We start from the raw sequence: 24,414 nt of genomic DNA on the forward strand, positions 1-24,414 counted from the left end.
GAGAGTAATGGGCGCTCCTGGACGCTGCCCTGAAAGAATGTGGGGGCGTGAGTGCTCGCGTGCTTATACGTGCGAGCGCTCAGCACCGGGGGTACGGCTGACACCGGAATGTCAGCGGCCAGCGTCCGGGGCAGCGGCGGGTGCCTTGCCCTCCGGTTCTTCCACGCCGACGTTCCCGGCGTTCACGAGCTCCGAGTCGTCGCGCAGGAAGACCCGGGCGCTGGCGCTGACCTCGTCCGGGGTCATCCCGGTGAGGAGCGCGCTCGCGGTGCGGGCGCGGCTGGTGAGCGCCGTCTCGCCGAGCGCTCCGTGGATGCGGGTGAGCGCGATGTGGATCTCCGGATCGAACGGGTCCGCGGAGAGGGCATCCAGGTAGGACTGGCGGGCCTTCTGGTAGTCCTCGCGGTGCAGGAAGATGCGGCCCAGGTGCACGTTGGTGGAGGGGGAGCCCGGGTGCACGCGCAGCGAGCCGCGCAGCACCTGCTCCGCCTCGTCCAGCCGGCGCAGCTCCAGGAGCGCGAGCGCGTACTTGTTGGACACGGACTCGTACTTGTCGCCCACGAGCTTGTGCGCGCGCGAGTACTCCTCGGCGGCGGCTTTGATGCGGTTGCGCTCGCGCATGAGCTCGCCCAGGTGCGCGAACTTGCGCGCCGGTATCTCCGTCACCTCCGCGAAGTCGCCGAAGGAGATCTCCCGTCCCTTCTTCTTGTCGTCCGGCTCCTTGGCGTTCTCCTTGAGGACGACTTCCTCGGGCGGCAGCAGCTCCTGGGGGAAGGGCTGCTGCTTGATGTGCGCGAGCCAGTTCTTCTCGAACTGGGCGAAGGACATGGCCGTGGCGCCCTCCACCGCCTTGCGGTCCTGCTTGCCATCGCGCAGGCCGAGGATGATGTCGCGCAGGCCCCGGTTGCCCTGGGTCTTGTAGACGTAGTCCATGGCGAAATAGACCTCGGCGAAGGCGGTGGCGGCGTCCTCGGCGGTGGGCAGCATGGCGATGGACGGGTGCATCTTCTCGAAGGGGATGAGCTTGTCCTCCTTCACCCGCCGCCCGAGCAGCGCCAGCGTGGAGGGCGTCATGGCGAGTCCCGGCTTGCCGCGCCAGCGCGACTCGAGGAACTTGGCCAGGCCCTCGTGCAGCCAGATGGGCACGGTGTTGTGGCTCATCTGGCTGACGACCAGGTGGATGTACTCGTGCGCGAGCGTGTCCTGCCAGTCGTAGCCGCGCGCCACGGCCTTGGGGCTCGTCACCATGAGCTTGTTGAACTTGCAGATGGCGATGGTGCCCGTCGTTTGAATCTGCTGGTAGGTGAGGGTGCTCACCTTGGACAGCTCGCGCGCGTTGTTCACCACCTCCACGCGCACCTTGCCCGGAGGCCGGTGGCCCAGGTCCTCGGCGAGCGCGCGGTGGATGGACTCCAGCGTCTCCAGCGCGTAGGGCGCCAGCACCTCGTCCTTGCCCGGAGGGTAGTAGAAGACGAAGTGCTCGCTTTCCACGGAGCGGTGGCTCTTGATGATGTCGCGCGTGTCCTTGGCCAGCCGCAGGTAGCTGCCCGGCTTGTCCTCGATGCGGGCCTTCTGCAGGAGCTCCACGGCCTCCGGGTAGTTGCCTTCCTCGAAGGCAACGCGGCCCTGGAAGTATTTGAGCGGCTCGATGTCGTCCGGGACGAGGCCCTCGAGCGCCGTCAGCTCGCGGCGCGCGGTGGGCACGTCCCAGTTGTCCAGCGCCGACTCCACCCGGCCCAGCCGCTCCTTGGCCTCGTTCTTCGACGACTCCTGGGCGCGCGCGCCCAGGGGAGTGCTCAGCACCAGCGCCAGCAGCAACAGGGATGTGCTCGCGGCACGCGTCATCACTTCACCAGCTCCTCGTAGTAGCGCTTCACTTGATCCCGGTACTTCTCCGGCGTGCCTTCCTTCATGGCGTCGAGCAGATCCTTGCGGAACTCGCGCGGCGCCTGGTAGGCCTCCTCGTCGGGGATCTCCACCTTGTCGCGCGGATCCTGGCCGTTGCCCTGTCCGCGGCCCGAGCCCATGCCCATGGGCAGCGGCAGCCCGCGTCCCTTGCCCTTGCGCTGCTGGCTCTCCTTCATCTGCTTCTGGAACTGGCGCAGCCCCTCGAGCGCCGCCTGCTGCTCGCCGTGGCCCCGGTTGGCGTCCTTGCCCTGCATGCGCTGCGCGGCCTCGCCCATGCGCCGGCCAATCTCCTCCATCTGCTCGCCGGCCTCCTGACCGAACAGGGGCGCCATCTGCTCCATCTCCTCCATCTGCTGGCGCAGGCCCTTGGACTGCTGCTCCAGCGACTGCTGCTCCTGGGCGAGCTGCTGCAACTGCTGCTTCTCCTGGGGGCTGAGCTGCGAGCCGGGAGGTGGGAAGAGCGACTGGAGCTTGCGATTGATCTCCTCCATGGTGCGCGCGTCGTCCTCCAGCTTCTCGGCGAGTTCCTCCGACTGGCGGCGCACCGCGGGCGGGTTGCCGTACATCTCGTCCAGCGAGCGCTGCTGCTCGCCGTAGTGGGCGAGCTGCTGGGCGGCCTCGGAGGCGCGCTGGACGGATTCCGCCGCCAGGTCGTAGTCGTCCACCTTGAGCGCGTTCTTCGCGTTCTCCAGCTCCGACTGGGCCTGCTCCAGCGGGAAGGAGGCGCGGCTGCTGAGCTGATCCGGCCGCAGCTCCTGGTAGTCCTTCTGCACCTGCTCGAGCTGCCGCTGCATCTCTTCCTTCATCGCCTTGCCGCGCTCGGCGAGCCGGTCCTGGTTCTGCTTCTTGGCCTGGTCGCGGATGGCCTGGGTGGCGTCGGCCACGCGCTGCTGCTCCTTGGCCGTCTTCTCCAGGTCGCTCATGAACTGGCCGAACTTCTGCGTGAGCTCGGGGAACTGCTCGCCGCCGAACTCCTCCTGCGCGTCGTTGAGGCCGTTGAGCATCTCGTCCATCTGCATGGACAGCTCCTGGAGCTTGGCGAGCGCCTCGTCCGTCTTGCCCTCGCGCATGAGGCGCTCCACGTCATCCAGCGCGCTCTGCATGTCCTGGTCCTCCATCATGTCCTGAAGGGCCTCGGCGTTGAGGTGCTCGTCGCGGATGCCCCGGCGCAGCTCGGCCATGCGCTGCATCAGCTCCTCGATGCGCGCGCGCATCTGCTGGATCTGCTGCATCACCTGCTCGCGCGTCTGCTCGTCGGGCTTGGACTTGTACTCCTCGATGAGGTTGGCCAGCTCCCGGCGCTCGTTGGCGAGCTGCTTGGCCAGCTCCTGCAGCGCCTCGAGCTTCTGCCGGTCCAGGAGCGACTCCAGGTAGAGCACGTCCTTTTCCAGCTCGACGATCTCCTCGTTGACGAGCGCGCCCAGGCGCTCGCCGATGCCGAAGTCTCCTCCACCTCCAGCCTGGCGCTGCTGGGTGCGTTGGTAGACGCGGCGGAAGTCCGAGGTGGCGCGCACGCGCTGGCCCAGCGTGCTGGCGATGTTGGTGAGCGCGGTGACGAGCTCGGCCGGGGTGTCGCGCTCGCGGCGCAGCTCCTGGGCGAGCGTGCCCAGGTCCGCCACCAGCGTCTGGCCGCTGGTGTCCACCGCCTGCGCGGCGAGCACCTTCTTCACGTCCCGCGGCTTCTCCCGCTCGGGGCCCTCGAGCCGGTCGGCCAGGTGGTCCACCATCCGGTCCCAGAGCGCCTCGACCTTCTGCAGCGCGGCGCGCAGGTGCTCGGCGGCGCTGTAGACGCGCAGCACCTGGGTGCGGCTCACGCCCCGCTTGGGGCCCTCCACCGCGTCGTTGTCCTTCGCCTCGATGAAGTAGGAGATGCGGTCTCCCGGTTGCACCTTCAGCGTGCCGAGGTTCCAGTTGTAGGTGCCCTTGTCGCGGCGGCCATCCTGGCGGGGCAGGGGGATGCGCGACTCCTCCTTGGAGCCCGGCACGCGGAAGACGAGCGCGAGGCCGTTGAGGCCATAGTCGTCGCTGGCCTCGTACTTGAGCACCACCTGCTGGCCGGGATCGATCTCGAGCTCCGCCGCGGGCGTGAGCAGCTGCACCTGGGGCGGGGCGTCCGCCTCCACGTTGAGCGGGATGTCCGGCCCGGTGGCCAGGGGAGAGCGGCCGGTGTCGTAGAAGACGAAGCGGTAGCTGCCCGCCTTCTTCGCCACGAAGGAGCCCACCAGCTCGCGCTTGTCCGTGACGGTGAGCGGGAGCGTCTCGCCGTTGACGACCAGCTCCGCGCGCTGCACCTCCCGGTCCGAGCGCGTCTTGAGCTGCACCTCGGTGCCCGCCGGAGCGCTCACCTCGCCGTTGGTGCCCGGCACGGTGCGTGGGGTGAGCCCCGTGTACGCCGGGTAGCGGTAGGTGATCTCGATGTCGCCGGTGATGGGCTCGCGCGTTTCGGCCTGGGCGATGGGGTTGAGCGACTCGAGCGCCTTGTTCCACCCCAGCCGCCAGTGCGTACCGGCGAGCAGGAGCACGCACGCGAGCACGAGCACCGTCCCGCCGAGCGCGAGCCCGGCCTGCTTCACGCGCGTGCCATCCACCACCTGGCCCACGTCCACCTGCCGCACGCGCGCGTCCATCTGGCGCAGGAAGGCATCGGCGAGGATGGGGGAGTGGCCCGGCTGGTGGTCCTGCTCCCGGGCCAGCTCCACCGCGGCGAGCACGTCCAGTGACAGGGCCGGCTGGCGCTCGCCGATGAGGCGCGCGGTCCGGAAGTCATCGCCCACGGTGCGCAGGGCGAGCCCGACGCCGAAGCCCACGGCGAGCAGCGCACCCGCCACGGGCGCGAGCATCATCACCCAACGGCCTCCCGTGGGCGTGAGCAGGGCGAGGAAGCCTCCGGCCACCCACAGTCCGAGGCACAGCGCGACTCCGAGCAGCGCGCCCTGGAGCCAGAGCTGACGGCGTTGGCGCGCGCGCACCGCTGCCAGCAGCTCCACGACGCCCGAGGGGCGCGGCCCGAGCGAGCGCACCGCGGGCGGCGCCGGGGGCGGAGGCGGTGGGGGAGGAAGTTCGGGACCTGGGGGCTGCGGGGGTTCGATGTTCACGCTGTCTCGTCCGCTCGGTCGTGTGGCAACCCCCGACAGGGTCGCCTATTTCCGATCTGTAGCAGGCTCGAGCGAGTAGCGCGCTGTCATGCACCCCGGGCGGGCGGGCTTTCGCCGCCCGTGTCCGGCGTTGGAAGCTTGGGGCGGCCGTTCAGCGGTTGGCCGGTTCGTCGGCGGCCGGCGCCGCGGCTGCTTCTTCCCTGGACAGGGAGGTGCCCTGGGCATACTCGCCCGGTGCCTCCGCTCCTCCCAGCTCCTCGGCGAGCGCCATCAGGGCTTCCTGGGCACTCTGAAGCCGGGCGCGCGACAGGCGCGAGAGGACGCGCTCCACGGCGGCCTCCACGGTCCCCGTGGCGGGCACATCCAAGGTACGGCCCGCCTCGGTGAGGGCGAAGAGGGCCTTGCGTCCGTCGAGCGGATCCGACTTGCGCTCGAGCAGGCCCCGCTTCTCCATGCGCTTGAGCACGCCGGTGAGCGTGCTGGGGTGCACGTGCATGATCTGCGCGAGCCGACCCGCGGTGATGCCGGGAAAGCGCCCCACCAGCCGGAGCACCAGCCGCTGCGGACCCGTCAGGCCCAGCGTGGACTCCATGCGCTTGGAGGTGGACTGCAACCCGTGGTCGACCGCCCACAGCAGCCGCATGAACTCCAGGACCTCGCCTAGAGGGGCCTTGTTGTCCCTGCCCGCAGTGGGCGACTCAGGCATTTCGTCGAGTGGCTTCATTTCTACAGTGTCCCTGAATTCTACCGGTGATCGCCTGTTCCGGCGCTGCACGGAGTCACGCATCCAAGTCCTACCTGTTTTGAAAAATCAATACCTTGGCGTTCCCAGGATCTTCCGGGGCCGTCCGTGGGCGGGGTGCCCTCCGAGTGACGGAACGAGAGTTCGTTGAGTTCCCCACGACTTCACTTTTGGAGGATTCTGCCCGTCACCCGGCACCCCTCCTCGGGGTCGCCCATGTGGGAGAAGGGCTCCTCAGGTATGACGCCATCGCTCGACTCGGAAGCCCGGAAGCGCGACCAGGAGGACCTGGAGGGGTTCGAGCTGCCCTTCTTCCAGAAGCTCGTCGTCCTGCTCTGGGCCCTGCTCGTCAGCATCCTCGCGCGGCTCACGGACCTGGTGCTGGTGCTCGGGCGTCCCCGGCTGCTGCGGCCCTACCTGGGCATCTGGCTCGCCGAGCGCCTGCGCTCCCCCTACCGGGCCCGGCGCACGTTCGAGGTGGTGAGGGCGCTGCGGAGCACGGGTCAGCGTTTCCGGGAGCTCATCTACGGCGAGACGCCGCTGATGACGGCGCTGTGGGCGTTCCGGCGGGCGGGGCTGGGTGCGGACAGCCGGCTGGTGGACCTGGGGGCGGGGCGGGGGCGGGTGCTCATCGCGGCGCGCTGGCTGGGGGCGGAGGCGGTGGGCGTGGAGCTCCTCGCCAGCCACGTGGAGAGCGTGGCGAAGTGGCTCGTGCCCGCGGGCATCACGCTCGAGCAGGGAGACGCGGCCCGGGCGGAGCTGAGCGGCGCCACGCACGTCTTCACCAACTGGCTGGCGCTCACTCCGGAGACGAAGGCGAAGCTCGTCGAGCGCTTCCGCACCTGCGCGCCGGGCACGCGCTTCATCACGGTGGCGCATCCCATCGAGGCCGAGGACTTCGTGCTCCGCTCACGTCACCGGATGCTCTTCACCTGGGGCTTCGAGTTCGTGTGGATTCACGAGTACCGGCCCGGGTGAGCGTGGCGCTGGGGATGGGGTGATTCAATGAGGGAGAACATTCCCGTCATCCGCTTGCGGACGAAGGGCGGCAGCTCTGTGGTTGCCCGCGACGGCGTCATCCTCTGTCGCGCCATCCCTCCCTGACAAGGGCTGGGAAGTCATCCGCGAGCAAATACTCGAACGCCCTTGGGCCTGCTGCTCACCCTCGGCGAGTGGCCTGATGCCATCGATACCTCGAAGGAGCACCACCTGCCCCAATACCTGGCGCTGGCGCACCTGCTGGAGCCGTTCCTCTACGAGCAGCACACCAACAGGTTCTCCGTGGACAGGGACATCATGCGCCATTGGGTTCGCCATCTGTCCCGGATTGTTGGCGAAACCTGAACTAAACCGGGGCAGGCTCACGTCAGATGACGTAGTCGCCGACGAACACCTTGGCCATGCGCACGTCGGCGTGCACGAGGTCTCCCTCGACGACGCCCAGCTTGTCGAACTCGGCGCGCGGCACCTCGACGGCCATGCTCTCCCCGGTGGGCAGCTTGAGCAGCACTTTCACGTAACCGCCCACGGGCTTGAGCCGCTTCACCAGGCTCGTCGCGGGCTCTCCCACGCCCTGCGCCGGTTTGACGAGCGTGATGTCATGCGGACGGACGAAGGCCTGCACCGTCTCTCCCTCGCGCGCGCTCTGGGGCGCCTCCACCTCCAGCGAGCCCACCCGCGCCCGGCCCGACCGCACCTGGCCGCGCAGCACGCTCGTGCCTCCCACGAAGGACGCCACGAAGGGCGTGGCCGGCCGATCATAGATTTCCTCAGGTGGCCCCTCCTGCGCCACCCGCCCCTCGCTCAGCACCACCACGTGCTGGGAGATCTCCAGCGCCTCCTCCTGGTCGTGCGTGACGAGCAGCGTGGTGACACCCGTGCGCTCGTGCAGGGACTGGAGCCACTCGCGCAGCTCCACGCGCACGCGGCTGTCCAGCGCGCCGAAGGGCTCGTCCAAGAGCAGCAGCTTGGGCCGGATGGCGAGCGCCCGCGCGAACGCCACGCGCTGGCGCTGTCCTCCCGAGAGCTGCCCGGGATAGCGCGCGCCCAGCTCCTCCAACTGCACGAGCTTGAGCATCTCGTCCACGCGCGCCTCCACCTCGGCGCGCGGCAGCCGGCGCGTCTCCAGCCCGAAGGCCAGGTTCTCGCGCACCGTCATGTGCTTGAAGAGCGCGTAGCTCTGGAAGACGACCCCGATGCCGCGCTGCTGCACGGGCATGTTCGTGCAATCCACGCCCTCGATGAGCACGCGCCCCGCGTCCGGCAGCTCCAGCCCCGCGATGATCCGCAGCAGCGTGCTCTTGCCCGCGCCCGAGGGGCCCAGCAGCGTGGTGATGGCCCCCGAGGGCGCTTGGAAGGACACGTCCGACACGGCGGGCGTCCCTCCTTGCGTGAACTGCCGGGTCAGGTGCTCGACGATGACACTCATGGGGACTCGGCCCTCCACTCGACGTACTTCTTGATGGCCAGGGTGATCAGCGCGAGCAGCGTGAGCAGAGAGGCCACGGAGAACGCTCCCGCGAGGTTGTATTCGTTGTAGAGGATCTCCGCGTGCAGCGGCAGGGTGTTGGTCACCCCGCGCACGTGTCCGGAGACGACCGACACCGCGCCGAACTCGCCCATCGCGCGCGCGTTGCACAGCAGTACGCCGTAGAGCACGCCCCACTTCACCTTGGGCAGCGTGACGTGCCAGAAGGTGCGCCAGCCACTGGCCCCCAAGGACAGCGCCGCCTCCTCCTCGTCCTGCCCCTGCGCCTGCATGACGGGCAGCACCTCGCGCACCACGAAGGGGAAGGTGACGAACACAGTGGCCAGCACGATGCCGGGCACCGCGAAGATGACCTGGAGGCCCCGCTCGGCCAGCCACGGGCCGAACCAGCCCTGCCGGCCGAAGAGCAGCACGAAGATGAGCCCCGCGATGACGGGCGACACGCTGAAGGGCAGGTCGATGAGCGTGAGCAGCACGTCCCGTCCCCGGAAGCGGAAGTGGGCGATGAGCCACGCGGCGGCCAGCCCGAACACCAGGTTGAGCGGCACGGAGATGGCGGCGGCCACGAGCGTGAGGCGGATGGCGGACACCGTCTCGGGATCGCTCAGGGCCGCCAGGTACGCGCCCACGCCCTTCTGCAGGGCGTAGGTGAACACGGCCACCAGGGGCACGACGAGGAAGACGCCCAGGAAGGCGAGCGCCCCGCCGATGAGCAGCCAGCGCGTCAGCGCGGGCGCCGCGATGGTGCGCCGGGCGCGCTGTGGGATGACGGTGGCCGGGTGCATGGGCGCGGCTCTCCTCCTACTCGGTCCGGGCCTCGAGCCGGCGGTGGCTCCAGCGCTGGAGCAGGTTGACGACCAGCAGCAGCGCGAACGACACGAGGAGCATGACCCCGGCGATGGCCGTGGCGCCCGCGTAGTCGTACTGCTCCAGCCGGGTGATGATGAGCAGCGGCGCGATCTCCGTCTTCAAGGGCATGTTGCCGGAGATGAAGACGACCGAGCCGTACTCTCCGATGGCCCGGGCGAAGGCGAGCGTGAAGCCGCTGAGCAGCGCGGGGAAGATGGCCGGCAGCAGTACGTGCGTGAACGTCCTCCACGGCGAGGCGCCGAGCGTGGCGGCGGCCTCCTCCACGTCCGCGTCGAGCTCCTCGAGCACGGGCTGTACGGTGCGCACCACGAAGGGCAGGCCGATGAAGGTGAGCGCCACGCCCACGCCCAGCGGGGTGAAGGCCACCTTGATGCCCCAGGCCTCCAGGTAGCGCCCGTACCAGCCGTTGTGCGAGTAGAGCGTGGTGAGCGTGAGCCCGGCCACGGCGGTGGGCAGGGCGAAGGGCAGGTCCACCAGCGCGTCCACGAGCGCGCGGCCCGGGAAGCGGTAGCGCACGAGCACCCACGCCACGAGCAGTCCGAAGACGGTGTTGACGAGCGCGGCGAAGAAGGCCGCGCCGAAGCTCAGCCGGTAGGCGGCGAGCACGCGGGGCGAGGCCACGGTGGCCCAGAACTGCTCCCACGTCAGGCTGAACGTCTTGAGGAAGAGGGCCGACAGCGGAATGAGGACGATGAGGCCCAGGTAGAACCAGCTCAGGCCCAACGTCAGCCCGAAGCCCGGCAGGACGCGGCGGCGCGCGGAGGCTTGCATGGGCGCGCTCACTTCGCCTGGAGCACGTAGAGTTGATCGAACGTGCCGCCGTCCTCGAAGTGTTGCTTCTGCGCCTGCTTCCAGCCGCCCGCCACTTCCTCGAGCGTGAAGAGCTTCACCGGGGCGAGGCTCTTGCCGGCCTTCTGGGCGGCCTGGGCCGAGCGCGGCCGGTAGTGGTGCTTCGCGGCGAGCTCCTGTCCCTCCTCGGTGTAGAGGAAGCGCAGGTAGGCCTCGGCCAGGACGCGCGTGCCCTTGCGGTCCACGTTCTTGTCCACGAGGGCCACGGGCGGCTCGGCGAGGATGCTGTCCGTGGGGGTGATGATCTCGAAGCGCTCGGGGCCCACCTCCTGGGTGAGCAGGTAGGCCTCGTTCTCCCAGGCGATCAGCACGTCCCCGAGTCCGCGCTCGGCGAAGGTGGTGGTGGCGCCGCGCGCGCCCGAGTCCAACACGGGCACGTTCTTGAACAGGGCGGTGATGTACTGACGCGCCTGGGCCTCGTCCCCACCGGACTTGCGCAGCGCATGGCCCCAGGCGGCGAGGTAGTTCCAGCGCGCGCCCCCGGACGTCTTGGGATTGGGGGTGATGACGGACACGCCCGGGCGCACCAGGTCCTCCCAGTCATGGATGCCCTGGGGGTTGCCCTTGCGCACCACGAAGACGATGGTGGACGTGTACGGCGCGCTGTGCTCGGGCAGGCGCGACTGCCAGTCGGCCGGCAACAGCTGCGCCTTGTCGTGCAACATGTCGATGTCGTACGCGAGCGCCAGCGTCACGACGTCCGCGTCCAGCCCGTCGATGACGGCGCGCGCCTGCTTGCCCGAGCCGCCATGGGACTGCTTGATGGTGGGCTTCGTCCCCGTCTTCGCCTCCCACTGTTTGGCGAAGGCGGCGTTGATGTCCGTGTAGAGCTCGCGCGTGGGATCGTACGAGACGTTGAGCAGGGTGGGGGCGTCGGTGGACGCGGCGCCGGGCTTCGAGCAGCCCGTCCAGACGGACAGGGCGGCCAGGAGCACGGTCAGCAGGGACGCGGTGAGGGGCGGGTGATGGGTCTTCATGTGGTGGCCTTGGTCGGGTGACCGCGAGTTCCCGGGTGCATTCGAGGCCCGACAAGAGCCATGAAAGTCGAAGGCCCACCGTCCCTCGCGGGCGTGGGCTCTTCCTTGCTCGCCTCCGTCAGCCTCCACGCTGACGGCGGACGAGCGCCCACCGCCGGGACCGACAGCAACAGCAGACTTCCTGGCGGCTCGGAGTGGACATTGATGGGCCTAACGTGCCCGCCACATGTCCGTTTGTCAAGACGACTCTCCGTTATAGCGGAAGGGGGCCTCGTCGGAGGGCAGGCGGCGCGGCCGGACGGCTCCGAGGCCTTCCGGGCGGGTCGGCTAGAGTGGGCACCATGCAAGCCGCCGTACCGCGCGCCGCGCGCTCATCCCAGTTGCTGCAGGAGTACCTGGCCCAGGACGTCGTCCCCCGGGAGGTGTCCATCGCCCGGTTCATGCGCGGCATGGTGTCGTTCAGCTGCGTGGCGGCGCTGCTGCTCGTCGGGCCGATCGGCTGGAAGCTGTCGTTGTGCCTCGCGGCGCTCACGGGCGCGTTGAGCATCTATTACACGCTCATGCTGCGCGCCCTGCGGGAGGGCGGCTTCCACCCGGCGATGCAGTGGGTGGACAGCGCCCTCACGGTGTCCATTCCGGCCGTGGTGTTCCTCGCCGACGTGTACTTCAACGGCGCCGTGTACGCGCTCACCACGCCGCCCGCGTATGCCTGGGGCACGCTCATCGTCGTGTGCGCGCTGCGCACCAACCGCTATCTGGCCTACTTCGCCGCGGGGCTCGCGGCGCTGGAGTACCTGCTGCTCTACCTGCTGGTGGCCCTGCCCCGGCTGCCCCCCGGCTCCCCGGACACCCTGGAGCTGCCCATGGTGTTCCTGCGCTGCATGTTCCTCTTCTCCTATGGCCCGCTCACGGCGACGCTCGGCACGCTCATCATGAACAAGGCCGGGGACGCGCTGCGCGCCATCCGGGAGAAGGACGTGATGGGCAAGTACTTCCTCCACGAGCGGCTGGGCGTGGGCGGCATGGCCGAGGTGTTCCGCGCCACCTACAGCCCCGAGGGCGGCTTCGAGAAGCAGGTGGCCATCAAGCGCGTGCTGCCCGCGTACGCGGACAACGAGGAGTTCCTCGCCCTGTTCCGGCGCGAGGCGGAGCTGGGCTCGCTGCTCAACCACCCCAACATCGTCCAGGTGCTCGACCTGGGCCGGCACCAGGGCACGGTCTTCCTCGCCCTGGAGTATGTGGATGGCCTGCCGTTGAGCACGCTCCTGCAGCGCGTGCGGCGGCTGCCGCCGGCGGCGGTGGCCTACATCGGCGCGGAGATGGCCCTGGCGCTCGCGTACATGCACGGGCGCACGGGCCGCCGTGGCGAGCCGCTCGGCCTCGTGCATCGCGACCTCAACCCCCCCAACATCCTCCTGTCGCGCATCGGCGAGGTGAAGCTGTCGGACTTCGGCGTCGCACGCGCGGCCAAGCAGCTCGCCCTCACCCGTGCCCAGACGGTGCGCGGCAAGGCGGGCTACATGGCGCCCGAGCAGGCCCACGGCCTGGAACTGGATGGCCGCGCGGACCTCTTCTCCCTGGGCCTCACCCTGTACGAGGCCCTCACCGGCCAGCCCGCCCTCCACGGAGAGACCGACGCCGAGCTGATGATCGCCTCCACCCAGCAGGACGTGCCCCCGCCCTCGCACCTCGTGCCGGGCCTCTCACCCGCCCTGGACGCCATCATCGCCGGCTTGCTGCGCAGGGACCTGGAGCAGCGCACGCGCTCGGCGGAGGTGCTGGGGCGGCAATTCCTGGCGCTCCCGGGCGCCGAGGCCCCGTATGTCCATGGTCAGCGGCAGTTGCTCGAGGCCCTGCGCGAGGCCACCACTCAGCCCGCCACGCCCGTGCAGCCCCTGCAACTCACTCCCGACATGGCCCTGACCGAGGCGGCCGAGGCGCTGCCCGCTCCCCACGCGGGCCGGCGCTGAGGCGCGCCCGGTCCATGCCGTCCTCCTGGGCGTAACGCCCGCCGCCGCTCGCTTCCGCCGCGTCCCTTCACTCATGGATTGCGGACATGCGGATATTCGTATATTGGAATGTCCTCATGTCGTCCGCCGCCCACCTGGAAGTCCAACGAGCCTGTCGGCTCTTCAAGGCGCTGGGGGATGAAACGCGCCTGCGCATCGTGGCGCTGCTGTCCCACGGGGAGCTGTGCGTCTGCCACCTGGAGTCCGCCCTCGGGCTGACGCAATCCAACACCTCCCGCCAGCTCGGCGTGCTGCGCGCGGCCGGTGTGGTGGAGCCCCGCCGCGAAGGCAGCTGGGTCTACTACCGGCTCGCCCCTCAGCTCGACGAGGTGTGCAAGCAACAGCTCGAGGCGCTCGTGGGCACCTTCGGCAAGCGCGAGACGCTCCGCCAGGACGTGGAGCAACTCCTCAAGGTTCGCGGGCCCGACTCCTGCCGGTGAGCCTTGGCCCTCGCGCCTCTCCCCCTTCTTCTCCCATGAGGACACACCCCGTGCCCGATGCCCTCGTCAGACGACTCTCCTTCATCGACCGCTTCCTGCCGGTCTGGATCTTCGCCGCCATGGCCCTCGGCATCGGCCTGGGGCGGGCCTTCCCCGACATCGGGGCACGGCTGGACACGGTGAAGCTCGACACCGTCTCCCTGCCCATCGCCCTCGGCCTGCTGTGGATGATGTACCCGGTGCTGGCGAAGGTGCGTTACGGAGAGCTGGGCCGGCTGCGCTCGCGCGGCAAGCTCTTCGGCGTCTCGCTCCTGCTCAACTGGGTGGTGGGGCCGGTGTTGATGTTCGTCCTGGCGTGGGTGCTGCTGCCGGACCTGCCCCACTACCGCACGGGCCTCATCCTCATTGGCCTCGCCCGCTGCATCGCCATGGTGCTGGTGTGGAACATGCTCGCCTGTGGCAGCAACGAGCTGGCCGCGGTGCTGGTGGCGCTCAACTCCGTCTTCCAAATCCTCTTCTACTCGGTGCTTGGCTGGTTCTTCATCACCGTCGTCCCCGGCTGGCTCGGCGCGGAAGGCGCCGCGTTCGACGTGTCCATGTGGAGCATCGCCAGGAGCGTGCTCATCTTCCTCGGCGTACCGCTGGTGGCGGGGGCGCTCACCCGCATCGGGCTGACCCGGCTCAAGGGCGAGGAGTGGTACGAGAAGACGTTCCTGCCGCGCCTGGGGCCCACCGCGCTGCTCGGGCTGCTCTACACCATCGTCCTGATGTTCGCGATGCAGGGGGAGAAGATCACCCGCCTGCCATTGGACGTGGTGCGAATCTCCATTCCGCTGATGCTCTACTTCGTCATCATGTTCGCCTCCGCCTTCTTCCTCTCGCGCAAGCTGGGCTTCAGCTACGAGGAGACGGCTTCGCTGTCCTTCACGGCGGCGGGCAACAACTTCGAGCTGGCCATCGCGGTGGCGGTGGGCGTGTTCGGCATGGCCTCGGGTGAGGCGCTGGCGGGCGTGGTGGGCCCGCTCATCGAGGTGCCCGCCCTCATCGCCCTCGTCTACCTCTCCTTGTGGCTGAGGCGCAGGCTCTTCCCGGAGTCGGAGTCCGTCGTCCTGCCCCGCCGCCTCGAGGGCGCGCGTCCGGAGTAGCCCACCCCACTCCCTGGAGCTTCCATGAAGACCGTCATCTTCGCCTGCGTCCACAACGCGGGCCGCTCGCAAATGGCCGCCGCCTTCTTCAACGCACTGGCGGATCCGACGAAGGCCCGCGGTGTGTCCGCCGGCACGCAGCCGGGGGAGCGTGTCCACCCGGAGGTGCAGACCGCCATGGCCGAGGTGGGCATCGACCTGTCGGGTGCGAAGCCCCAGCGCCTCACGGACGAGCTGGCCCGGGGCGCCCACTGGCTCATCACCATGGGGTGCGGTGAGGCGTGCCCCCATGTGCCGGGCCTCCAGCGTGATGACTGGCCGCTGGAGGACCCCAAGGGCAAGCCCGTGGAGCAGGTCCGGCGGATTCGCGACGAAGTCCGCTCCCGCGTGTCGGAGCTGCTGGCCCGGCAGGGTTGGGCCCGGTAGCTCCTCCACGCGCTTGAAGGGCCGCTTCTCCCGGAAGGCGATGATGCGCTGGGCGGCCTTGGCGCCCACGCTCGGCAGCGCGTCCAGTCCACCCTCCACGCCGTAGCGTCCGCCTCCGCCCGCTCCCGCCGCGTCCTTCTTGTCCGCCGCCTCGCGCACGTGCAGCTTGCCGTCCAGCGGCAGCACGTCCAGCAATACATTGAGCGAGCCGTCCTTGTTCACGAACGCGCTGCCCGCGCGCACCCAGATGCTCCCGCCCTTGCCCTCGCGGATGGAGAACACCGCCAACCGCTTTCCCGCCGTCAGCATCGTTTGATCCTTTGTCCTGCCCGCGCCTGGAGTGGCACGGTCCCTCGCCCCACAGCAGCGGTCATGCCAACGCGGCCCACCTCGGAGGACACCCGCGCGGGGCGTACACGCCGGCTTCTTCCATCCCGGCGCGAGGACGGAGCCGGGGCGCGCTCCCACCACCCGGAGCGCCGTTGTGCTCCCGCGTCCCACCGCGTCATGGGGACTAGCGCGGTTGAAAACCGTGCACACCTTGGTGCCCTCGCCACATGAGCTGGAGGCAGGAACCGTGCATCTGAAGTTCTCCACCCTCGCGTCACAGTTCCTGGATGATCCCCAGTCCGTGCGGCGCGCGGTGTGCTGGCCGGTGCTGGTGTGGGAGGCCACTCCCGTGGGCGTGGGTCCTGCCTTTTCCCGCAGGACCATGACGGGACTGTCGCTGCGCCGCCCCACGGTCGCCGAGCCGCTGGTACTCGAGGTGCGCAAGCGCTCGCACGCGATGACGCCCGCCACGGGCATCGTCCTGGGCCGCACGCTCGACAGCGACATCATGGTGGAGGACCCCACCGTGTCGCGCGTGCACGCCTCCTTCAACGAGGAGGCGCAGACGGGCATGTGGTACGTCTCCGACAGCGGCAGCCACAACGGCACCTGGCAGAATGGCACCCTGCTCATCCCCGGCCGGCCGTCGCCCCTCTTCGAGCGGGCCTCGCTGCGCTTCGGGGACGTGATGGCCACCTTCCTCCAGTTCTCCGCCTTCAATCAGTTCATTCTCGACTGGTTGGCGCGTCACTCGCGCGCCACGCCCACGCCTGTGTCCGAGAGCTTCTTGACTCGCCACGGGGAAGCCCCCTAGGAAAGGCACGCCCCTGGGGCCCATGCCGGGCCCTCGAGCGGGAAGGCGGGCCCATGCGGTGGTCTTCCCTCGCCGGGTGCCTGGCACTCGGCACGAGCGCGTCCGTCCTCGCCCAGCCTCCCGAGGCTCCAGGAGGCGAGCCCTTCCGCGTTCCCACCGTGGAGGTGGAGGAGGCACGTCCCGTCTCCGAGCCCGCGCAGTCCGCCTCGCGGCGTGATCCCAGCGGTGCCCTGACGGTGATCGACGGGGAGGAGGGCGCGGGCGCGGCGCGCGACACCGCGGCGCTGCTGTCCACCGCGCCCGGCGTCGTGGTGCAGGACTCGGGCGGCTACGGACAGAGCAAGGCCGTGGTGGTGCGCGGGGCGTCCTCGAATGGGACGCTGGTGCTGCTCGATGGCATTCCCCTCAACGGGGCCGGAGGCATCGCGGACGTGTCACGCGTGCCCGTGGCGCTGGCCGAGCGCATCGAGGTGCTGCGCGGCGGCGCCGGGGCGCGCTACGGCTCGGGAGGACTCGGCGGCGTCATCAACATCATCACCCGCCGTCCGGGTGAGACCGCCCGCGTGGCGGGTGAGCTGTCGTATGGGATCTGGGACACGGCGGTGGGCTGGCTGTCGGCCACGGGGCCGATCGCGGGCAACGAGGTGCTGCTGTTGCTCCACGGCGGCCTGTCGCGCGGGAACTTCCGCTACCTCTTCGATCCGAGCCCCACGCTGCCCGGGGACGCGCTCGTGGAGTCGCGGCGCGCGAACAACGATGCCCACGGGGCCGGGGGACTGCTGCGGCTGCGGCGCGAACTGGGCGGGGGCTTCTCCGTGGACGCGCTGGGCGAGCTGTCCCTCGACGGGCGTGGGCTCGCGGGCACCGCGCAGAATCCGAGCGTGGACGCACGGCAGTCCGCGCGCCGGGGCTCGGCGACGGTGCGGCTCGCGGGCGCGTTGCCGGGAGGCGGGAGCGTGGAGGCGCGCGCGTACTACCGGCGGGACGGGCTGGCGCTCGACGGAGGCGCGTGGGGCGGGACACCGGCGCAGGTGCAGCGGGTGGGGAGCGTGGAGGCGGAGGGGCGGAAGCGGTGGGGGCGGCACGCCCTGTCCGCGCTGGTGGGCGTGGGGGGCGAGGCCGTGTCCGCCGCGGAGACGGCCGCGGCCTCCGGAGGAGCGCCCGCGTGGTTGCGCGCGAGTGTCATGGCGATGGACGAGGTGCGGGCGTGGGACGAGCGTCTGACGATCGCGCCCTCGGTGCGCGTGGAGCGGGCGGGACCCTATACGTTGTGGTCGCCGAAGCTGGGCGCCACGCTGCTCCTGCCCGCGGGCTTCGAGCTGCGGGCCAACGCGGGACGGGCCCACCGCGCGCCGTCCTTCCTGGAGTTGTACGTGCGCCAGGGCACGCTCCTGCCCAACCCGGCGTTGCGCCCCGAGAGCGCGCTGTACGCGGACGCGGCGGTGGTGCACCGCTCGGAGGTGTCCTCCGCCTCGGTGGGGGGCTATGCGAGCCTCTACGAGGATCTCATCTCCTACGAGGCCTATCCGCCCGGAGCGGCCCGGCCCTACAACTTCGTCCGGGCGCGCGTGGTGGGGCTCGAGGCCGAGGGCGAGTGGCGGCCCCATCCGTTCCTCTCGGGCGCGTTGAGCTACACGCTCACCGTGTCGAATGACCTGCAACGCGACGGGCGCTTCTACCTGCGCGAGCTGCCCTACCGGCCCCGGCACAAGCTGTTCGCGCGGGTGCTGGGAGGACCCCGGTGGCTCACGGGACGCGTGGAGGTGCTGGCCCAGTCGGCCCACGCGCTGTCGCGGGACGGCGTGCTGACCCTGCCCGGCCGGGCCTTCGTCCACACGGGGGTGTCCAGCACTTTCGGCTCGCGCCCGGAGCTCACCGTGTCCCTCGAGGTGCGCAACCTGTTCGACGCGCGCGTCGAGGACTTCGTGGGCTATCCCCTGCCGGGCCGCGCCGTGTACGTGTCCGTGTCGGGCGCGTTCGAGCCGGGAAGGAAGACGCCATGACGCCGAGGCGATGCGGAGGGGTGGTTTTCGCGGTGCTCCTGTGCCTCGTGCTGGCGGGGTGTCCGGACGAGGGGCCACTGTGCGCCGAGGGCCTGAGCGCTTGCGGAGCGGAGTGCGTGGATCTCTCCAGCTCCTCGTCCCAGTGTGGCGCGTGCGGGGTGGCCTGTTCCGCCACGCAGCAGTGTGTCGAGGGGGCCTGTCAGTGCCGGGTGGGGGCGGTGCTGTGCGGCGGGGAGTGTGTCGTGACGGCGTCGGACCCGGCGCACTGTGGCGGGTGCGCGGGCGCGGGCGGCGTGGCATGTGGCCCCGAGCAGGTGTGCGAGCAGGGTGAGTGCAAGGCCGCGTGTACCCTGGCGTCCTCGGCGCTCTGCGGGCGCTCGTGCGTGGACGTGCGGACGGATGCCTTCCATTGCGGCGCCTGCGGGAGCGTGTGCGCGGACGCGCGGAGTTGTCACGGGGGCCTGTGCACGGATGACGTCGTCGCCGCGTGTTTCAACACCGGACAGGTGGTGGGCATCCAGGCGGGAGCGGACGTGCGGGGGCCCGCGGTGAGGGTGGGCACGAGTCCCGTGTCCCTCGCGCCCATGCAGGACGTGCTGCTCGTGGTGGATGTGTCCTCGCGGCTGCTCCAGGCCCGGCTCTCCGACTATGGCGAGCTGCCCGCGCGCACCCAGACCGGACAGGTTCCCAATCAGGTGCTCGTGCGCGACCCCTTCGTCTTCGTCCTCAACTCCACGAGCAACACGTTGCAGGTGCTGCGGCGCGACAGCGAGTCCGCTCCGGGTCCGGGCCCCCGCTTCCCCACGGGCGTTTCCCTCACCAACGTGGGCAGTGTGAACTTCGGCGCCAACACCAACCCGTATGCCTTCACCCTGGAGGGGCCGGACGCGTATGTCACGCTCCTGGGCAACCTCCAGGGGGACGCGTCCGCGGGAGGCCGGGTGGTGCGCGTCTCGGTGGCGGAGCCCACCGCGCCCGTCATCACGGACACCTTCGTGCTGCCCTCGGGCGAGGCCCTGCGCCCCTTCCCCGGCCGCACCACGCTCCCCGCGCCCGCGGGCATCACCTCGCTCCAGGGCCGGGTGTACGCCGCGCTGGGCAACCTGGATGCGCGCAGCTACTCCGCCGGAGGTCCCGGGTTCCTCGCCCGGATCGATCCGGGCACCCGCGCGGTGGAACTGCTCGCGCTGGGCGAGGCGTGTCTCAACCCCTTCTGGGTGCTCCCCATGGGCGAGCGGCTGCTCGTGAGTTGTGGCGGCGCCGCCACCTATGACGTCGACTTCAACCTCACGGACGTTCGGGGCACGGGCCTGGTGCTGCTCGGCGCGGATGGCCGCGTGCTGGACTCGCTCGCGCTGGGCTGTCCGGAAGCGACGTCGTGTCCGCTGCCCTCGGCGGGACGCTTCGCCCTGGTAGGCCCGCGGGCCTACGTGGCCGACAACAACGCGGGCCGCGTCTTCATCATCGAGGTCGTGGGAGACACACTCGTGGAACGCAAGGAATTGGCCATCTGTCCTCGAAGCTCGGGCCCCTCGCTCGTCAGTGATGTCATCGCTCTCCCGTGAGCGGTCCTGATGGGGGTGTTGTGTTGCACTCGCGGCGCCACGCGTCACGGATAACCGATTTGACAAAGGTGCCTCCGCGACCCTATCCCCACTGCCGTCCTTGGTTCTTCCACCGGGTGGTGGAGGCTTGAGGGAATCCGGTGCGACTCCGGGACTGCCCCGCAGCGGTGAACGGGAACGAAAGCTGTCAGAAGGCACTGGCCCTCCGGCGAGGGCTGGGAAGCGACGGCCGGTAGGACGGGGGGACTCTGTCGAGAGCCGCCCATGCCCGTGAGTCCGAAGACCTGCCAGGGACCCGTGCCAGTGGGCACGGATCATACCGATGCTTCCGAGGGGGGGCGCGGATGGGTCATCGTGTGCGTCCTCTCACGGGCCGCGCCCGAGCGCTCATTCCGCATCCACTCCCTTCGTGAAGTCGTTGTGCCCGAGGGGGCAAGGAGCAGGACGCGGATGATGACGGAGATGAAGAAGTCGCGCTCGCTGAGCCAGGTCGTGATGGCGGTGGGGGCCGTGGCGTTCGGATGGATGGTGACGGGTTGCAGTGGTCCGGAGTGCGTGGATCGCTTCGACTGCCAGAACAGCAAGGGAGCCCCGCCGGCGGGCAAGCAGTACGTGTGTGAGGCCGATACCTGCGTGGTGAAGGACGTCGCTTCCCCGAATCCCGGGAACGGTTCGGACGCGGGGACGGATGCGGGGACGGAGCCCGAGCCGGACGCGGGGACGGACGCGGGGACGGAGCCCGAGCCGGACGCGGGGACGGAGCCCACGGCGTGCGCGGATCTGCCGCATGACGCGCGGCTCGGCACCCTGCAACTCCAGCCGGGCTTCACCGTCGTCGAGTCCGCCCCCCTGCCCGCGAGCATCGGCGCCATCACCTCGGTGGCGGGTGCCTCGGGTTCGTACACGGTGTACGGCGTGAACTCGGACAAGAGCGTCTATGCGCTTGGCACCTGGCCGAATGTCGCGGCCAGCACCACGCCCCTGTTCCCCGTCGTCGAGCCCAATGGGCCGCAGGACGCCTTTGTCAGCAACTACCTCGCCAGTGATGGCGTTCGCCTGGTGGCGGGCTACACCCGGGCTGATCTCTCCGGCAAGGTGGCCGTCCACGATACGGTGACCAACGCGTCCACGTACCTCTCCGCCAAGGGCAACTTCTCCGCCGTGGGACTGGACGGGGCCTTCCTCCTCAACGGGCTCGCTCTGGAGGGCGTGAGCGAGACGGGCAGCGCCGTCTATGCCCTCAAGACGCAGAGCACCCCCTTCTCGGTGTCGAGGCTGGCCACGTTCCCGGTCGCCCAGAGCGCCAGCGGTTTCAACGCGCTGACGACCAACAAGATCGTCGTCCTCGGCTATTACGGCGGCAACAACGTCCTGCACGCGGTGTCTCCCGAGACGTACGCGCCCGCCCTGGCGGCGGGGACGAGCCTGGACCTGGCGGACACCAACACGCCTCGGATCTACGCGGGGTCCGACCTGTTCTATGCCGCCGGCTTCGGAGCGGGGGTGGCGCTGCATCGTGGCTCCTATTCGGAGTCCTACGAGCAGCTCACCCATGACGTCTCGCGCATCGCGCTGAGCCCGGCGGGCAGCGACGGGAAGGGCGTCACCGCGGGGGACCTCAAGGCGGTGCTCACCCAGAGCAACAACACCTGCACCAGCGTGGTGGCCATGGCCCCCCTGGCCGAGGACCTGCTCGTCGGCGTGGAGGACAAGAACGGCCGCCGGCTCGTGCGCCTCCACGCGGAGACGCCGTGATGCGCTCGCTCGTTGCCCGGCTGTCCGGGGGCGCCTGGCTCCTCCTTCCCGTGCTCGCCACGGGCTGTGGGGGGCCTTCTCTCCAGGACGAGGCCCAGGCCCTCGCGGCATGCCCGGCGCAGCCCCAGCCGTTCGCCGATCGCGTGGCGTCCTATTCGCCCGGCCTGAACGCGGGCTTTGGCCAGCAAGACTTCCCCGGCATCGTGCTCGGACCTCCCCAGGGAGCAGGAGCGGGCTCGGGTTCGGTGGATGTCCTCTCGCTGGGTCGTGGGGGAGACATCGTCCTCGAGTTCACCGACGTCGGCGTGGTGGACGGCCCGGGCGTGGACCTGCTCGTCTTCGAGAACGTCTTCATCAGCCCCATCGGCCCCTACACGGAGCGGGGCATCGTCTCGGTGAGCGAGGATGGCCAGACCTGGCACGAGTTCCCCTGCGCCTCCACGGACGCGGCGGGGGGCTATCCTGGTTGCGCGGGCACCACGCCCGTGTACTCCTCGCCGGCCAATGGGGTGAGCGCCACGGATCCCACGGTGGCGGGGGGGAACGGCTTCGACCTCGCCACCCTGGGCGTTCCCCGGGCCCGCTTCGTCCGTGTGCGCGACGCGGGGAACAACCCCAATGGCTCCCCCTCCTCGGGGTTCGACCTGGACGCGGTCGCCGTGGTGAACGGCTACGCCCTCTGCCAGACGCCATGACGCGACCGCTCCCTCCTCCCCCGGCGCTTCCCCGCCGGCGCGTGCTGGGCTCGCTTGTCCAGGGCACTTGTGCCCTGGCGGCCCTGTGCGCCGGATGTGGCCCTCGGGAGGAGGGGGAGGACTCCGATGCCGCGGCGTGTGGCGTCACGCCCGGCTCCGCCGCCGAGGGCTGGGTGGAGGTGCGGCTCACCGACCACCCGGAATTGCGCGAGCCGGGGGGCTCGGCGGTGGTGCGGGTGCCCGAGGCGCTGCTCGACGTGGTGGTGATTCACACCGCGTCGGGCTGCTTCTTCACCGTCTGGCACATCTGCTCCCATGGGGACTGTCTGGTGGCCTACAAGCCCGGCGAGTCGCTCCTCGAGTGTCCGTGCCATGGCTCGCGCTTCGGGGAGGACGGCCGGGTGCTGCGCGGCCCCGCCACCCGTCCCCTGAAGACCTTCGCGACGGCCCAGGTGGGCGAGTCGGTGTGGATCTCCCGGGCGCGCTGATCGTGTAGGCTGCCGGGCGCGATGTGGCAGATCATCATCAACGGCCCGGGTTACTTCGATACCTCCTACGAATTGCCCGAGGGTGTCACCTACCTCGGCCGAGCGGATGAGAACGACATCGTCCTGGGCGGCGATCTCGTGTCGCGGCGGCACGCCCGGCTCGTGCTGGAGGGCGACCAGCTGCGCGTGGAGGACCTGGGCAGCCGCAACGGCAGCCGCCTCAACGGCACCCTCTTCCAGGGCAGCGCCGACCTGCGCCCCGGCGACACCATCTCCCTGGGGGAGAACTCCGTGTCGGTGCGCCAGGCGCAGCAGTCGGAGAACGTCGCCACGGAGATGGTGGACCTGGGCGCCGGAGGCGTGCGCCGCTTCGGCCACGGCGACGACGTGGGCCCCTCCGTCCTGCTCGCCAAGAACATCAAGGACGTGGACTTGCTGCGGGCGCTCGACAACATCTCCACGCCCTGGGGCGACTCGTCCCCTCCCATGGCCGCGGCGCCCCTCGCGCCGGCGCCGCCCACCGCGGCGCCCCAGCCCCAGCGGGGACTCGCCGAGACGCTCTTCCTGCTCTTCCGCACCGCGGAGACGCTCGCCACCGCCACGAACCTGACGTCCTTCCTCGAGTCCACGATGGACCGGATGCTCCAGCGCATCGACGCCACCACCGCCGTGGTGCTCCTGCGCCACTCCACGGGGGTGCTGGTGCCCGCCTCCGTGCGCCACCGGGGCAAGCTGTCCCAGGGCGAGGTGCCCGTCTCGGACGCCATCATCGACGAGGCGCTGCGTCAGGGCCGCGCCCTGTTGGTGGGGGACGTGCGCGACGACCGCCGCTTCGCCAGCCGCGAGAGCGTCATCCTCTATGGCGTGGATCGGGTGCTCTGCATCCCCCTGGGCAGTGAGCCCACGTTCGCGGGCGTGCTCTACATCAACACCTCGGCGCGCAGCGACACGGAGCTGGAGGTGATGCTCGACGCCTGCACCGCCGTGGCGCACCTGGTGTCCACCGGCATCCAGAAGTTCTCCGCGCCCGCGTCGTCCAGCTCCGGCCCTCCGTTGCGCTACCACCTGGAGCGCTTCCACGCCCCCGACGTGGCCGAGCGGCGCGCCACCGAGGCCCTGCGCTCGGGCTCCCGGCCCCAGGGCCTGGAGGAGCGCACCGTGAGCATCGTCCACGTGGAGCTCGCGAGCTTCGGCGCGCTGAGCGCCCGGCTGGGGCCCGCGCGCGCCTCGGCGCTGCTCAACGACTTCCACGCGCGGCTGGGGGGCCTCGTCTTCAGCTTCGAGGGCGCCCTGGAGGGCCTGCTCGGTGAATCGATGCGCGCCATCTTCGGGGCCCTGCAGAACCGGCCGGATGACGCCGTGCACGCGGTGCGCGCCGCGCTCGCCCTGCGCTCGGATTGGGATCGCCACATGGCGCGCCGCCCCGCGGACGAGCGGTGCGCGCTGCGCATCGGCGTCAACACCGCCAAGGTGCTGGTGGGCATGGTGGGCCCCGACTCGCGCCCCTCGCTGTGCGCCGTGGGCGAGGGCGTCAACGTGGCCACCTGGCTCGCCGGCTCCGCCGAGCCCGGCCAGCTGCTCGTCACCGGCAAGACGCTCGCCGTCACCGGCGCCCGCTTCGACGTCGTCCCCCTGGGCGAGCGCCTGCTCCGTCCCCCGCGCGACAAGGTGGCCGCCTTCGAGGTCCTCGACGAGGACGTCGGTCAGCTCACCAACCCCGGTGTGCGCTGAGGTAGGCATGGGTGGAAAAATGGAGGTGGAGACTCGCGCTCCGCCCCGAATCAGTGCGAGCATGGGGCCCCCTTGTTGAGCATG

Annotated in this window: 20 protein-coding genes and 1 riboswitch; of the genes, 13 read left to right on the plus strand and 7 right to left on the minus strand. The window is 70.3% G+C overall.

The window, feature by feature from the left end; genetic code table 11:
* Positions 1 to 111 precede the first annotated feature (111 nt).
* The 3 genes from D187_RS20025 to D187_RS20035 all read right to left on the minus strand — a co-directional run bounded on the left by D187_RS20025 (position 112) and on the right by D187_RS20035 (position 5,727).
* Complete coding sequence (locus tag D187_RS20025) at positions 112 to 1,845, minus strand: peptidase MA family metallohydrolase (RefSeq protein ID WP_002622505.1); 1,734 nt, start codon at positions 1,843 to 1,845, stop codon at positions 112 to 114.
* Positions 1,845 to 5,003 (minus strand): DUF4175 family protein, encoded by a 3,159-nt coding sequence (locus D187_RS20030; RefSeq protein WP_002622504.1) that lies wholly within the window; start codon positions 5,001 to 5,003, stop codon positions 1,845 to 1,847. Before D187_RS20030 ends, D187_RS20025 begins: the two co-directional genes overlap by 1 nt.
* 151 nt (positions 5,004 to 5,154) lie before the next feature.
* Positions 5,155 to 5,727 carry a MarR family winged helix-turn-helix transcriptional regulator gene (locus D187_RS20035; protein ID WP_051256429.1) on the minus strand — a complete coding sequence of 191 codons (573 nt, stop codon included), beginning with the start codon at positions 5,725 to 5,727 and terminating at the stop codon, positions 5,155 to 5,157.
* A gap of 258 nt (positions 5,728 to 5,985) precedes the next feature.
* Between D187_RS20035 and D187_RS20040 the strand changes: the two genes are divergently transcribed.
* A complete protein-coding gene (locus D187_RS20040; RefSeq protein ID WP_002622502.1) occupies positions 5,986 to 6,723 on the plus strand; it encodes a class I SAM-dependent methyltransferase in 738 nt (245 codons plus the stop codon).
* Between the two features lie 168 nt (positions 6,724 to 6,891).
* Positions 6,892 to 7,089 (plus strand): type VI immunity family protein, encoded by a 198-nt coding sequence (locus tag D187_RS20045; RefSeq protein WP_002622501.1) that lies wholly within the window; start codon positions 6,892 to 6,894, stop codon positions 7,087 to 7,089.
* Positions 7,090 to 7,111: 22 nt separating this feature from the next.
* Here the strand turns inward: D187_RS20045 and D187_RS20050 are convergent, their stop codons facing one another.
* Genes D187_RS20050 through D187_RS20065 form a run of 4 tightly spaced genes read right to left on the minus strand, consistent with a single transcriptional unit; the run spans position 7,112 to position 10,929 of the window.
* Entirely contained in the window at positions 7,112 to 8,173 is a 1,062-nt protein-coding gene (locus tag D187_RS20050; RefSeq protein WP_002622500.1) for a sulfate/molybdate ABC transporter ATP-binding protein, read from the minus strand.
* Positions 8,170 to 9,018, minus strand: coding sequence for a sulfate ABC transporter permease subunit CysW (cysW, locus tag D187_RS20055; protein ID WP_002622499.1), 849 nt, complete (start codon positions 9,016 to 9,018; stop codon positions 8,170 to 8,172). The genes D187_RS20050 and cysW overlap by 4 nt, the downstream gene beginning before the upstream one ends.
* Before the next feature lie 16 nt (positions 9,019 to 9,034).
* Positions 9,035 to 9,874 carry a sulfate ABC transporter permease subunit CysT gene (gene cysT / locus D187_RS20060; RefSeq protein WP_002622497.1) on the minus strand — a complete coding sequence of 280 codons (840 nt, stop codon included), beginning with the start codon at positions 9,872 to 9,874 and terminating at the stop codon, positions 9,035 to 9,037.
* 8 nt (positions 9,875 to 9,882) lie between these two features.
* Positions 9,883 to 10,929, minus strand: coding sequence for a sulfate ABC transporter substrate-binding protein (locus D187_RS20065; RefSeq protein ID WP_002622495.1), 1,047 nt, complete (start codon positions 10,927 to 10,929; stop codon positions 9,883 to 9,885).
* Between the two features lie 341 nt (positions 10,930 to 11,270).
* On the opposite strand from D187_RS20065, the gene D187_RS20070 reads away from it, so the two are divergent.
* The 11 genes from D187_RS20070 to D187_RS20120 all read left to right on the plus strand — a co-directional run bounded on the left by D187_RS20070 (position 11,271) and on the right by D187_RS20120 (position 24,330).
* Positions 11,271 to 12,899 carry a serine/threonine-protein kinase gene (locus D187_RS20070; protein WP_002622493.1) on the plus strand — a complete coding sequence of 543 codons (1,629 nt, stop codon included), beginning with the start codon at positions 11,271 to 11,273 and terminating at the stop codon, positions 12,897 to 12,899.
* Between the two features lie 116 nt (positions 12,900 to 13,015).
* Complete coding sequence (locus tag D187_RS20075) at positions 13,016 to 13,378, plus strand: ArsR/SmtB family transcription factor (RefSeq protein WP_002622490.1); 363 nt, start codon at positions 13,016 to 13,018, stop codon at positions 13,376 to 13,378.
* A 50-nt stretch (positions 13,379 to 13,428) separates the two neighbouring features.
* Positions 13,429 to 14,523 carry an ACR3 family arsenite efflux transporter gene (gene arsB, locus D187_RS20080; RefSeq protein ID WP_002622489.1) on the plus strand — a complete coding sequence of 365 codons (1,095 nt, stop codon included), beginning with the start codon at positions 13,429 to 13,431 and terminating at the stop codon, positions 14,521 to 14,523.
* Between the two features lie 24 nt (positions 14,524 to 14,547).
* A complete protein-coding gene (locus D187_RS20085) occupies positions 14,548 to 14,949 on the plus strand; it encodes an arsenate-mycothiol transferase ArsC (protein ID WP_002622488.1) in 402 nt (133 codons plus the stop codon).
* A gap of 577 nt (positions 14,950 to 15,526) precedes the next feature.
* Positions 15,527 to 16,093, plus strand: coding sequence for an FHA domain-containing protein (locus D187_RS20090; protein ID WP_002622487.1), 567 nt, complete (start codon positions 15,527 to 15,529; stop codon positions 16,091 to 16,093).
* 53 nt (positions 16,094 to 16,146) lie between these two features.
* Positions 16,147 to 18,096 (plus strand): TonB-dependent receptor plug domain-containing protein, encoded by a 1,950-nt coding sequence (locus tag D187_RS20095; RefSeq protein ID WP_002622486.1) that lies wholly within the window; start codon positions 16,147 to 16,149, stop codon positions 18,094 to 18,096.
* Positions 18,093 to 19,661: an MXAN_6577-like cysteine-rich protein gene (locus tag D187_RS20100; protein WP_002622485.1), complete on the plus strand. Its 1,569-nt coding sequence runs from the start codon at positions 18,093 to 18,095 to the stop codon at positions 19,659 to 19,661. Before D187_RS20095 ends, D187_RS20100 begins: the two co-directional genes overlap by 4 nt.
* Positions 19,662 to 19,745: 84 nt before the next feature.
* A riboswitch (cobalamin riboswitch) is annotated at positions 19,746 to 19,967 on the plus strand.
* 144 nt (positions 19,968 to 20,111) lie between these two features.
* Positions 20,112 to 21,416: a hypothetical protein gene (locus D187_RS20105; protein WP_043430638.1), complete on the plus strand. Its 1,305-nt coding sequence runs from the start codon at positions 20,112 to 20,114 to the stop codon at positions 21,414 to 21,416.
* A complete protein-coding gene (locus D187_RS20110; RefSeq protein ID WP_002622483.1) occupies positions 21,413 to 22,111 on the plus strand; it encodes a hypothetical protein in 699 nt (232 codons plus the stop codon). Before D187_RS20105 ends, D187_RS20110 begins: the two co-directional genes overlap by 4 nt.
* Positions 22,108 to 22,599: a QcrA and Rieske domain-containing protein gene (locus tag D187_RS20115; protein ID WP_043430640.1), complete on the plus strand. Its 492-nt coding sequence runs from the start codon at positions 22,108 to 22,110 to the stop codon at positions 22,597 to 22,599. The genes D187_RS20110 and D187_RS20115 overlap by 4 nt, the downstream gene beginning before the upstream one ends.
* Positions 22,600 to 22,620: 21 nt before the next feature.
* On the plus strand, positions 22,621 to 24,330 hold the full coding sequence (locus D187_RS20120) for an adenylate/guanylate cyclase domain-containing protein (protein ID WP_002622481.1): 1,710 nt from the start codon (positions 22,621 to 22,623) through the stop codon (positions 24,328 to 24,330).
* Positions 24,331 to 24,414 lie beyond the last annotated feature (84 nt).

Source organism: Cystobacter fuscus DSM 2262, assembly GCF_000335475.2.
In the GTDB taxonomy this organism is placed as follows: Bacteria; Myxococcota; Myxococcia; order Myxococcales; family Myxococcaceae; genus Cystobacter; species Cystobacter fuscus.